This window comes from Myxosarcina sp. GI1(2024) (genome assembly GCF_053543375.1).
Genome location: NZ_JBKGTY010000004.1, coordinates 231919 through 244360, shown reverse-complemented (window position 1 = coordinate 244360; position 12442 = coordinate 231919). Strand labels below are relative to the sequence as shown.

General features: G+C 40.0%; 11 protein-coding genes and 2 tRNA genes. 8 read left to right on the top strand and 5 right to left on the bottom strand.

Annotated elements, in window-relative coordinates:
* Positions 1-95: 95 nt before the first annotated feature.
* The 6 genes from ACLFKQ_RS18650 to ACLFKQ_RS18625 all read left to right on the top strand — a co-directional run bounded on the left by ACLFKQ_RS18650 (position 96) and on the right by ACLFKQ_RS18625 (position 5848).
* On the top strand, positions 96-1250 hold the full coding sequence (locus ACLFKQ_RS18650) for a glycosyltransferase family 4 protein (RefSeq protein ID WP_449001253.1): 1155 nt from the start codon (positions 96-98) through the stop codon (positions 1248-1250).
* A 117-nt stretch (positions 1251-1367) separates the two neighbouring features.
* Positions 1368-2207, top strand: a complete 840-nt coding sequence (locus ACLFKQ_RS18645) for a sulfotransferase family 2 domain-containing protein (RefSeq protein ID WP_449001252.1) — start codon at positions 1368-1370, stop codon at positions 2205-2207.
* 54 nt (positions 2208-2261) lie between these two features.
* Positions 2262-3287, top strand: coding sequence for an STELLO glycosyltransferase family protein (locus ACLFKQ_RS18640; protein ID WP_449001251.1), 1026 nt, complete (start codon positions 2262-2264; stop codon positions 3285-3287).
* Positions 3288-3409: 122 nt separating this feature from the next.
* Complete coding sequence (gene obgE, locus ACLFKQ_RS18635) at positions 3410-4444, top strand: GTPase ObgE (RefSeq protein ID WP_449001250.1); 1035 nt, start codon at positions 3410-3412, stop codon at positions 4442-4444.
* Positions 4445-4635: 191 nt separating this feature from the next.
* Entirely contained in the window at positions 4636-5724 is a 1089-nt protein-coding gene (locus ACLFKQ_RS18630) for a glycosyltransferase family 4 protein (protein WP_449001249.1), read from the top strand.
* 51 nt (positions 5725-5775) lie between these two features.
* Positions 5776-5848, top strand: a tRNA-Ala gene (locus ACLFKQ_RS18625).
* 78 nt (positions 5849-5926) lie between these two features.
* Here ACLFKQ_RS18625 and ACLFKQ_RS18620 read toward each other — a convergent pair.
* The 3 genes from ACLFKQ_RS18620 to cofG form a co-directional block, all read right to left on the bottom strand.
* Positions 5927-5998 (bottom strand) — tRNA-Lys (locus tag ACLFKQ_RS18620).
* A gap of 72 nt (positions 5999-6070) precedes the next feature.
* Positions 6071-6940 carry an aldose epimerase family protein gene (locus tag ACLFKQ_RS18615; protein ID WP_449001248.1) on the bottom strand — a complete coding sequence of 290 codons (870 nt, stop codon included), beginning with the start codon at positions 6938-6940 and terminating at the stop codon, positions 6071-6073.
* A gap of 161 nt (positions 6941-7101) precedes the next feature.
* Positions 7102-8061 carry a 7,8-didemethyl-8-hydroxy-5-deazariboflavin synthase subunit CofG gene (gene cofG, locus ACLFKQ_RS18610; protein WP_449001247.1) on the bottom strand — a complete coding sequence of 320 codons (960 nt, stop codon included), beginning with the start codon at positions 8059-8061 and terminating at the stop codon, positions 7102-7104.
* Between the two features lie 151 nt (positions 8062-8212).
* On the opposite strand from cofG, the gene psbA reads away from it, so the two are divergent.
* Entirely contained in the window at positions 8213-9295 is a 1083-nt protein-coding gene (psbA, locus tag ACLFKQ_RS18605; RefSeq protein ID WP_449001246.1) for a photosystem II q(b) protein, read from the top strand.
* A gap of 333 nt (positions 9296-9628) precedes the next feature.
* Here the strand turns inward: psbA and ACLFKQ_RS18600 are convergent, their stop codons facing one another.
* Both ACLFKQ_RS18600 and ACLFKQ_RS18595 read right to left on the bottom strand, forming a co-directional pair.
* Entirely contained in the window at positions 9629-10492 is an 864-nt protein-coding gene (locus ACLFKQ_RS18600) for a DUF547 domain-containing protein (RefSeq protein WP_449001245.1), read from the bottom strand.
* Positions 10493-10567: 75 nt separating this feature from the next.
* Positions 10568-10690: a hypothetical protein gene (locus tag ACLFKQ_RS18595; protein ID WP_449001244.1), complete on the bottom strand. Its 123-nt coding sequence runs from the start codon at positions 10688-10690 to the stop codon at positions 10568-10570.
* A 237-nt stretch (positions 10691-10927) separates the two neighbouring features.
* On the opposite strand from ACLFKQ_RS18595, the gene asnB reads away from it, so the two are divergent.
* Positions 10928-12415 (top strand): asparagine synthase B, encoded by a 1488-nt coding sequence (gene asnB / locus ACLFKQ_RS18590; protein WP_449001243.1) that lies wholly within the window; start codon positions 10928-10930, stop codon positions 12413-12415.
* The last annotated feature ends 27 nt before the right edge of the window (positions 12416-12442 follow it).

The following is a 12442-nucleotide window of genomic DNA, read 5'->3' as shown; positions in this document are numbered from 1 at the left end:
TACTCCTCTAGCGAAAGTAGAATGACTTCTGAGAAGATTGCAATGTATGTTCATAAGTTTGCTAAAAATCTATATGTTCGAGATAGCGATAAGGGATGACAACCAACACAGAGCTTATAGCGATCGCTAGTTCGGCAGGCGATCCGAAAAACCCCAAAACCTGGTCTGGTACTCCCAGCAATATAGCTAGAGCCATTGAATCTTTGGGAATACAAGTAGTTGGGATTAATACAGATCTGAAAAAATATCAAAAACTAACTTATAAGCTCCTCAACCAACTATCAGGACTTAAAATAGACTATCGCCGAGGAAAAGTGGCTCGAACTCACGGCGCAAAAATTCTAGAGGCTCAAGCCCAAGCTTTAGGCTGTACAAAAATACTCCATACGGGAACATTTGACCTTCCTTTTCCTCAGGTAAATAATCAATTCGAACACTATTTGTTCTGTGACTCGACTTGGAACCTCTGGTCTAACTACGTAACCAATATTGCTAAATACACTCCCAAAATGCTCCAGCTTGCCGATCGGCTAGAGCGAGAATCTTATGCTCAAATAAATCATTTTTTTCCCATATCCGAATACGTCCGCCAAAATTTGATCGACTACTATCAAATAGAACCAGAGCGTATTACAGTCGTCGGTACTGGTAGGGGCAAAATAGAACCTTTTACTGGAGAAAAAGATTACGAGAATGGACACATTCTATTTGTTGCCAAAAATCGGTTCGAGGATAAAGGAGGTTCTTTATTGATAGAAGGTTTCCAGAAAGCTCTACAGAAAAATCCTTCTCTTCAGCTAGTTATTGTAGGGCAAGAGAAATACAAAAAACTCATTGGCTCGGTACCAAATGTTAGGGTAACGGGGTTTATCTCTTGGAAAGAACTACAACGACTGTTCGAGCGTGCTGCTTTATTTGCTATGCCCGCACTCAATGAGCCTTGGGGGATAGTTTACCTTGAAGCTTTAGCGTGCCGAACTCCGATTTTGGGATTGAATAGAAATTCTCTACCAGAAATTATCCATCAGGAAAAATATGGTTTTCTAGTAGATGAGCCGACATCAGACGCGATCGCAGAGTCAATTTTGCGGGCTTTCTCCGATCCCAACAGATTGAGGGCAATGGGAATAGCAGGACAACAATACTGCTTAGAAAAATTTTCTTGGGAGCGAGTGGCGCGAAAAATTGCTGAAGTTATGCTACTTAGATACAGCAAAATAGATAAGAACAAAAATATTTGTAGACAGTGAACAGCAAATAGAGAACAGAGTGCAGGATATTTCTAATTTTCAACAAAGTCTTTTGGCTTTGTTGCAATTACTTTAACGGCGCACAATATACTGTTTAATAAATGAGGCTCGATTGTTATGGCTGCCCAGAATTTTAAACGACAATTAAAAACTTGGATTCCTCGAAATATAAAATTTTATGTAAAAAAAACTTATTTGTTTAAGGTAAAAAAAAACAGTGGATATTCAATTAATTATCTTTCATCGAGTCCCGATCTTCAAAAATTCTTAATTAAATTTACTACTAGACAAAAAAATAGCTTACTAAAAGCAGAAGTCGATCGCTCGGCACTCTATAATTATCGAATTAAATCTCCTAAATTAAAACTGCTTTATTTTGAAGTACCTAAAAATGCCTCTTCAACAATAAAAACAGTATTGTTTTCAGTAGAACATAAAAACAAATACGATCCAGAATATTCCATGTTCATGGATTTTAGAAAATGGCAAGCTGAATTTTATAATATGTCTGTTAACTGGAATGAAATAGCTGAATTACCATATATAAAATTTGCGTTTTTAAGAAATCCCTATGAACGCCTCCTTTCAGGTTATTTAAATACTGGTTGGCATTTTTATCATCAAAATACTTCGTTTGAAAAATTTATCGAATCTATACCTGAAAGAGTACAAAGTCCTGCAACAGATATTCTCAATAACCATTACAAACCATTTAGTTACTTCATACCTAAAATTAAAAATAATTTTTTTATAGATTTTATTGGAAAAGTTGAAAGTTTTTCTAGTGATTTTAAATTACTGCTTAACTCTTGCAATATTGACATCGATCTTAAATATATTATTCCCGCTAATAAATCCCAAAGCATTAACTATAAAAATTATCATACAACAAGAACTAGAAAAATTATAGAAGATATCTATGGCGAGGAGATTGAATTAGGAAAATACACATTCTAGGAAAATACACATTCTAGTAATATAACTTTTCAAGCAATTAACGAACATAACATTATGAAGGCAAATAAGTTTATTGTCATCACAACTATCAATTACCCAACTAAGGGAGTCAAAAAATTAGCTAAAAACTTTTCTGACTGGAAATTCATTGTAGTTGCCGATAAGAAAACTCCCAATGACTGGCACTGTGAAGGAGTTAAATTTTTTTCTATTGAAGACCAACTAGCATTTGATAGTGTCTATGCTCGAGAGTGTCCTTTCAATCACTACGCTCGCAAAAACATTGGTTATCTCAAAGCGATCGAAGAAGGAGCTGAACTAATTTATGAAACAGACGATGATAATATTCCCTATAACTCATTTCTCGGTATTATAGATCGCCATGTAGAAGGTCGACTAGTTCAAAAGACTGGCTGGGAGAACGTCTATATCCATTTTACGGATGATAGAATTTGGCCCCGGGGCTTTCCTTTGGAGTATATTACCCAAAGCCTGAACAATGAAACTGTTTTAGGTCAGCGACAACTTTGGGACTGTCCCATTCAGCAATTTTTAGCCGATGGCGATCCAGATGTCGATTCTATTTATCGTTTGACAACAGAAACAGAAACCAAATTTAGGTCAAACACAGTTATTCTCTCGAAAGGAACATTCTGTCCTTTCAACTCACAAAATACCCTCTGGTGGTCGGAAGTCTATCCACTTCTCTATCTACCTAGCTTTGTAAGTTTTCGGATGACAGACATTTGGCGGTCATTTATCGCCCAGGTTTGCCTCTACCAAGTTGGCAAACACCTTGCTTTTCGTGAAGCAACCGTTTTTCAGGTAAGAAACGAGCATTCTTTAATTCGAGATTTTAAAGACGAAGTTCCTGGATATTTGAACAACGTCAAAATTATGGAGATTCTGAGTAACCTCAATCTATCTAGTAGGCAAAGCGATATGGGTCAAAACTTACGTCTTTGCTATCAGAAATTAGTAGAAGCTGGGTTCGTGGCTGAGGAAGAGTTACACTTGGTCGATCTATGGTTACAAGACTTACTCAAGATAAAAGCTAGCAATTTCCCTAGCTTGGATTGAGAAATTAAGCAATCTTCTATCATTCATAATCTAAATAGTAAAATATATCTGAGCGGTTTCTAGAATTGATATAGATACAAATACAAATATCCAAATAATTTACATTTAGAATTAACTAGAGAATGCAGTTTATCGATCTAGCAGAAATTGAAGTCGTCGCGGGTAAAGGAGGCGATGGCATAGTTGCCTTTAGAAGAGAAAAATACGTACCTGCCGGAGGTCCTGCTGGAGGCAATGGAGGTAAGGGGGGTTCGGTAGTTTTAGTTGCTGCCAACCGCCTACAGACTCTACTAGATTTTAAATATGCTCGTGTATTTAAAGCCGAAGATGGTAAACGAGGCGGACCGAGCAATCGTACTGGTGCAAGTGGTAGCGATCGCCTGATTGAAGTGCCTTGCGGTACGACGATCTACGATGCCGAAACGGGAGAATTACTGGGGGACTTGATTAGGAATGGTCAAACTTTATGTGTCGCCGAAGGCGGTAAGGGTGGTTTGGGAAACAAACACTTTCTCAGCAACCGCAACCGCGCTCCTGAATATGCCTTACCTGGTCTAGAAGGGGAAACTCGTCGTTTGCGTCTAGAATTAAAGTTACTTGCAGAAGTGGGAATTATCGGGCTACCCAATGCAGGTAAATCTACCTTAATTGCCGCCTTGTCTTCAGCTCGACCTAAAATAGCAGACTATCCTTTTACTACTCTAGTTCCTAATTTGGGAGTGGTACGTAAACCCACTGGTGACGGTACGGTGTTTGCCGATATTCCTGGATTGATTGCAGGAGCTTCTGAAGGTGTGGGTTTGGGTTATGAATTTTTGCGCCACATCGAACGTACTAGACTATTACTACATCTAATAGATGTGACTGCTGAGGATCCCATTGCCGATTATCAAACTATTCAACGAGAGTTAACCGCTTACGGAAGGGGATTAGGCGAACGTCCTCAGATTATTGCTTTTAACAAAATAGATGCTGTAGCGGAGGAAACCCTTTTCTTATTGACAGAAGAACTATCAAAATTAACTACTGCCAAGATTTTGTCAATTTCGGCAGTAACTCGTGATGGATTGGATGAGTTATTATCAGAAGTTTGGTCTGTTTTGGATACAACCGAAGGTTCGGCGAGCGAAAATAAGCCAAACTCGATGTTTAATTGATACTTCTACCTTCTGACTTGTAAGTCCTCTACGTAGTATTTTTTTAAATTTCATGTTACTCTTTGCTTTCCATAGCTAAGTCCTAAATTTCTCCGTAGGAAGTAGCTCGTGAAGTTTTTCGCAGACTAAAAAATGGAGAGAGATATGATAGTAAAATTCAAGCATCGTTTTCATAATCTTCATCTTAATCTTTGTCTCAATTACTTTTAGTCAATCTTTCGTTTTTATTTGACAAACCCACAGGTATTGCCACCTATGCCCTAAATGTAATTCCTGGTTTGCAAAGTCTCGACCCGATATTATTGACCGCAAACAAGTTTGATAATTTTTCCTGTATTCCAATTCCTGACAATTTAACTCCAGCTCAGGGAAGTAAAGGACATTTTCGGCGTTTATTTTGGACACAGTTTAAATTACCGTCAATATATCGACGCTTGAATGCTGATTTAATTTTTTCTCCTTTGCCAGAAGCACCCTTATATCAAAATTGTCACTATGTGGTAATGTGCCACGACTTAATTCCCTTACGTTTTCCAAAACTAACGTCGCCCTTAACTAATTATTTTCGCTATGTAGTACCTCTAGTTTTGCGAAGAGCCAAACATATTATTTGTAATTCACAAGCTACAGCAAGAGATATTGTCGAGCGCTATGGGATCCCAGCTAAAAAGATAACGCCTATTTGGTTGGCATACGACCGCACTAATTTTTATCCCCGGACAGTTTTTACTCTAAAAAAACCCAACTGTCCCTATTTTCTCTACCTCGGACGCCAAGATCCCTATAAAAATCTTCAGGGTTTGCTCACTGCTTTTGCCAAAATGACCAATAATCGACAATCTCAGCTTTGGATTGCAGGTGAAATCGACCGCCGCTTTACACCTCAGCTACGACAACAAGCTACAGAATTAGCTATTGCCAACCGAGTTAAATTTCTCGACTACATACCCTATCAAGAATTACCAATTATCATCAGTCAAGCAATCGCTCTGGTTTTTCCTACTTTGTGGGAAGGTTTTGGACTTCCCGTACTTGAGGCAATGGCTTGCGGCACTCCCGTAATTACTTCTAATCTAGCTTCTCTACCCGAAATAGCTGGAGATGCGGCCATTTTAATCGATCCCTACTGTACGGAAGAAATTACTGCAGCAATGGAGTCTCTCGCCCGAGACAATCGATTGCGATCGCAATTGCGAGATTTAGGTTTGCAGCAAGCCAAATTATTTAGTTGGGAAAAAACAGCAGCCTCAACCCGACAGGTTTTGTCCAAATTTCTTTAGCTACTTAATTAGTGCTATGAGGTTTGTGATAAAATATTTAAAAGTTCTTAAGGGGCATTAACTCAGCTGGTAGAGTGCTTGCATGGCATGCAAGATGTCAGCGGTTCAAGTCCGCTATGCTCCATACCCCGCTAAGCTGGGTGACTTCAAGCATTTTGTAATTTAAAGTTTGAGTTTGCCGCTTTGGTGAAGTAATTTTACATGGGTCGCCTGGGATTCGAACCCAGAACCAATCGGTTAAAAGCCGAGTACTCTACCGTTGAGCTAGCGACCCTCAAATAAGCGACATATTTGTTGGCACGGTTATTTACCTTAACATATCTCTCGAAAAAGATCGAGCCAAAGATTATAAAGAACTGCAGGTCATCTCAACCACTGACTCCAAGGTTCTTTCGGGTTCGAGAGCGGTTAGCTTTTCTTTAGTATTAATTGCATTACGCGGTGCACTCCAAGGTTCGAGGCAAATAAACTCTTTCCCTCTAATACTCCAAAAAACCAATGTTGAATAAAAATTGTCGTAGTCGATCGCTATTTGTCGATTTGTCGAGCGATCACACCATGATGCCGTTTGTTGGCGAAGCGAGGTAAAAGCAACATCAATCTCTTCGAGTTCAAAGTTAAACTCGCTATCAAAAGAATGAGTTTTCTGACTGGCTTTTTCAGTGTAGCGATCGCTAGGAATGTTAAATTCTAACTGGTCTTTGTTTTGCACTGCAAAATAAGGATGAAAACCAGCCGAAAAAGGCATCACCTCTTGAGACTTATTGGTATATTTCTGAAGGATTTTTAAACTATTACCTCTTAACTGATAGCTAAAAACCAACTCAAATTCAAACGGATAAACAGCAAGAGTCTTATCGTTGCTGTTTAAAGCAATAGTAATGCTAGCACACTCATCAGTTTCGGTTGCCGTTACTTGCCAAGGTAGATCGCGAGCAAACCCGTGTTGTTTTAGTTTGTATTCTCTACCTTGGTATATATAAGTATCATTGACCAAGTTACCGCAAATCGGAAACAATATGGGGTTGCCACCACGAATACTAAGTTCGGGATTGGCAAATCTTTCTGTATCTAAATAAAAAATTTCCCATTCTCGAAAGCGCCAGCGAGAAATAATTCCTCCTCTTTCAGGTACTACTTCAATCTGCGCTCGAGCTGCTTCGTCAGTTAAGATATAGGTTTGATATTGCTTTTGTTCGTTGACGATTTTAAACATTTTATTTTTCGTTATTCCTCATGTTGTGGCAAGACTCAATCATTTAGATTGACGAGCAATGACCAAAGACAATTTACCAAATAAGTATCACAACTAAAAGTTCCACCGAAAAAAGCTTCGGCTGCTTTAAGCAAGCTCAAACTTAAAACTTATTTTTTTCTTCAAACACATTTCAAAGTATTTTCTTTCGCTTTAACCGCATTTTGTAGTGAAGGAGATAGCCAAGAGTAATATTGAGGATATACCGGCAAACGGGCTTTTAATTTCCAGCCTTTAGGTTCCAAGATAGAATTTAAATATTTGCGAGTCGGATGGGGATAGTCTGGGTTGACTTCATCTTTAGGACTGATTCCCCCTAAATCCGATGCTCCTGCTGCCAAACAATCTAGAAGAAGTTGCGATTCTGTTACTAAATTTGGTGGTATTTGAATGGCGATACTGTCGGGTAAAATAGTGCGAGCTTGGGTAATTACTTCTAATAATGAGTGCGGTGCAAAATTTGGCGCGTTTAATTGTTGTTTGCTGCCTAAACTATGAGGTTGCAATATAACTTCTTGAATATTTCCCCATTTTTGATTGATAGTTGCGATCGCCTCTAAGGTTTCTTGGCGATCTGACTTGGTTTCGCCAATTCCCAATAATAATCCTGTGGTAAAAGGAATTTGGAGTTTTCCCGCCCATTCCAGTTGCTGTAAGCGTAATTGGGGCTGCTTACTCGGTGCTTGCTGGTGTACTGTAGTTAAAAATTTAGGATTTAACTGTTCTAACATTAACCCCATTGAAACATTAACTACTTTTAACTGTTCCATCTCCCACCAGCTTAAGGGACCGACATTACTATGAGGCAGAAAACCCAAAGACAATACTAACTCGCATAGCTGATAGATTCTCATAAACCACGAATGTCTTTTGGAGGAAGCAGGATGGACTTCGCCACTGAGTATTAATATTTCTGCGATCTCGGAGGATGGCAGTCGTTTTAGCTTGTCTCCTGCTGCTGAGACAGTTAACCAAAAGTCCTTACCAATATCTACTCGAAAGTTACAGTAGCTACAGCGATTGAAACATTCATATGTAGGAACTAACGTATAGGCAGGACTATAAGTAACGAGCTGAGTCATAAGTGTATAGATAAGTGTAATTTATAAATAAATTATAGAAGTCAATATTTAGTTAAAATCCTTTACAAAACTAAAGATACTGATTAAGATAAAAATGTCAAATAAATAGAACTTTGACAATTAAATTAACAATTCAGGAATCATAGTACTTATGACAACTACACTAAGCAGAAGCGAAAATCGCAGCGCTTGGGAGAATTTTTGTCAGTGGGTAACTAGCACCAACAACCGCATCTACGTCGGTTGGTTCGGTGTATTGATGATCCCCACCCTCCTAGCGGCAACCACCTGTTTCCTAATTGCCTTCGTCGCAGCACCACCTGTAGACATCGACGGCATCAGAGAACCAGTAGCCGGTTCTTTGCTTTACGGCAACAACATCGTCTCTGGAGCAGTAGTACCGAGCTCTAACGCCATCGGACTACACTTTTATCCCATTTGGGAGGCAGCATCCCTAGACGAATGGCTCTACAACGGTGGTCCTTACCAGCTGATCGTCTTCCACTTCCTGATCGGAGTTTTCTCCTACTTAGGTCGTCAGTGGGAACTGAGCTATAGACTAGGAATGCGTCCTTGGATCTGTGTAGCCTACTCGGCACCAGTATCTGCAGCGACTGCAGTCTTCTTAATCTATCCCTTAGGACAAGGAAGCTTCTCCGACGGAATGCCCTTAGGAATTAGCGGTACGTTCAACTTCATGTTCGTCTTCCAAGCCGAGCACAACATCTTAATGCATCCCTTCCACATGTTGGGTGTAGCAGGTGTATTCGGGGGCGCACTATTCAGCGCTATGCACGGAAGCTTGGTAACTTCTAGCTTAGTCCGTGAAACCACTGAAACCGAATCTCAAAACTACGGTTACAAATTCGGACAAGAGGAAGAAACTTACAACATCGTAGCCGCACACGGTTACTTCGGTCGTTTGATCTTCCAATACGCGTCTTTCAACAACAGCCGTTCCTTGCACTTCTTCTTAGGAGCATGGCCGGTAATTGGAATCTGGTTCACCGCAATGGGAATTTCCACCATGGCGTTCAACCTCAACGGATTTAACTTCAACCAGTCGATCTTGGATTCTCAAGGACGTGTCGTCAACACTTGGGCAGACGTACTCAACCGAGCTAACCTTGGATTTGAGGTCATGCACGAGCGCAACGCTCACAACTTCCCCTTAGACTTGGCAAGTGGTGAGACAGCTCCTGTAGCCTTAACTGCTCCTAGTATCAACGGCTAAATTAATCAGTTGATGGTCAATGTAAGTTGACTTAAAACTTAACTAAATCAAAAATGCTCTCCAGAAATGGTGGGCATTTTTTTTAGTTTTTTTGTAATGTATAGCAATACGCTTTGAGCTTAGGACATAAGACATCTTGGAAGCATAGGCGACCGCAGCGACGAAAATCACTACAAGCCAAACATAGAGCATTGTTTATTATTAACCTTCCAACTCATGTCTCGTAATAAGACCTCAGTTCGATGACCAGAATTTAGGGTTTTTGATGAGGAGACAAGAGACAGAATTCATGATTGCTGAAAGATGAATTTAGAGGAGCAAGGAGCAGCGATTTTAATTTTGGGGTTGAATATTCAGCGACCAGTCATAATCGAGATATTCCAACCGATAATTTCCGGCTCGGAGATACTCTGCATCTTCCGGACTGACATAATTACTAATAAAATTGAGTACGGCTCTTTGTTTCTGATTGCCGGTAAAGCCTTCATCAGTTCCATAGCTAGCAATCCAGTCTTTGCCATACCAATCGAATATTGAGGAGATAGCAACGATATTATTTTGACGGTCTATTTTTAATCCCCGCTGTGGATCGCTCAACCAGGTAGTTACTTGGTCGTCTAACTGTGCATCCAAATTATCGCCGCGATACGGTTCATTGCGTAAAGGCGGACAACTTATCGCCGCACAAACCAAAGCTGCATGAAGACGCGGCTCATCGTAGTCTTTTCTGAGAGTACCGTGTTCGATACCATCGAGAGATTTATTTTGACCTACTACTAGATACTTTTCTTGTTTCCAAACTCGAGGAATGTCGCGGATGCTCTCTTTTAACGGGTCTCGATCGATAATTGCCGCGAGAGTGTAGGAGTTGTAGGCATTCATCAGAAAAGCAATCTGTTCTTCTTCGCTCCAGTTGAGAAAGGTTTCGGGAGCCACAGCACCAACACTGTAATTGAATTTATCTAGCAGTTGACGATTTGACTGTAATTCTAAATAATCAACTAGTCCCTGGTCGTTGACGTATTCGCTTAAAACAGTAGCATAGCTGTCATAGTTAACCGCTTGAGTAGAAACAGCGGTTGCTGTTTGAGGATTGCTCGATTCAATTTCGCTCAGTAAAAATTCCGACTGAGAACAATTAGCCAAAAGAGCTACCGTAGATAATAAGAGAAGCGATCGCTTTATCGAGGGCAACATAGTAACTTTATTTCCTACATTAATATTTATAGTTGATATTTTGCTCGTTCATAATTAAGTGAACCTGAGACAGAGTTAAGAACTTCGATCGACATCGATAGAAGTTTGGCTGAGAATTTTGGCGATCGCCATAGACTCCGATCTCTCAGTTCTGGTTAACAAACCAAAGCAAGCCAATCGCTCGTTACAATTCAGCAATGCCCAAAACCCAACTTATAACTATCTCCTAACTACGAATTTCGAACCGATATTATGCAGTAGCAATTTGCACAAAGAGAGAATCTAGATCGCTAGTAAACTCGAATTTATTTCCTTAAAACCAGCATTCGGAAATCTTTACCCGACCTCTATTTAAATTTTCATGACTCGAACACGATTGCTATAGCAATAGAATTAGAATCAGTAATAAATTCGTATTCAACAGATAAATTGATTATGTGTGGCATTCTTGGCGTATTCGATCGCGGCTCCAACCAAGACTATGATTTTTCCAAAATGTTGTCTACTCTGGTGCATCGTGGACCAGATGACATGGGGATTTTAGCAGAAAGCGGCATTACTCTAGGACATCAACGTCTCTCAATTGTCGATGTCGCAGGAGCACATCAACCCTTTTGTAACCAAGAGCAAAAACTGTATGCTATTTGTAACGGAGAAATTTACAATTTCCAAAAATTACGCTCGCAACTCGAAGATTATGCTTTCCGCACTCAGGGAGATAGTGAAGTTTTATTACCTCTCTATCAGCAATTTGGTTCTAAATTGACAACTCAGCTAGATGGAATGTTTGGTTTTGTTGTTAGTGAAGGGCAAGAATTTTTGGCAGCGCGAGATCCCATTGGCATTAAACCCCTATACTATGGCAAGAAAAAGGATACTTGGTTCTTCTCATCAGAAATCAAAGCTTTAGTAGAACACGTCGATGAAATTTACGAGTTTCCCAATGGCTATTATTATCAATCGCAACAAGGATTTTTACCTTACTATCAGTTACCAGAAGAACAAAACTTTATCCAAGATTTAGAGACAGTTATTCCTAAAATTCAGCAAACCTTGTCTAAAAGCGTCCAAAAACGCCTGATGTCTGACGTCCCCGTAGGAGTTTTTCTCAGTGGGGGTTTAGATTCGAGTATTATTGCCGCCGTAATGAAAGAACAGGTTCCCGAACTACACTCTTTCTCTGTCGGGCTGCCTCATTCTCCAGATCTCAAAGCAGCACGACTGGTAGCAGAACATATCGGAACTATACATCACGAGTATGTTTACTCTGAAGCAGAGATGCTAGAGATTCTCTCTGATGTAATTTACTATCTCGAATCTTTCGATCCTGCTTTAGTTCGCAGTGCCATTCCCTGTTATCTGGTATCGCGACTCGCCAGTCAGTACGTTAAAGTAGTCCTGAGTGGAGAAGGTGCAGACGAATTATTTGCAGGATACAGCTATTTCGTCGATTACGATGACGCGATCGCCTTACATAAAGAATCAATCGCCATAGTTAAAGGATTGCACAATCTCAATCTGCAACGGGTAGATCGAATGACTATGGCGCACAGTATTGAAGGTCGCGTACCGTTTTTAGATACCGAGTTTATCGAACTATGTCTGAGTATCGATCCCAAACTAAAACTGTATAAAACCTTTGGCATTGAGAAATGGCTGCTACGCAAAGCCTTTGAAGATAAGTTGCCCCACGAAATAGTGTGGCGCGACAAAATGGAATTCGCCCAAGGTTGTGCTTCGTCTACGATTTTAGAAGACCATGCTGAGGCTAACATCGAAGAACGAGAAGTAGAGCGAGCGATCGCCAAAGGTCTTCCTATAAGTAGCAAAGAAGAGTTATTCTATTTTCGTATCTTCCAAAGCCACTTTCCCCATCCAAATGCACCCAATTTGATTGGAAGGTGGCAGGGAAATCTGCACTAAAACAAACTACTACACCCAGAAAATCAT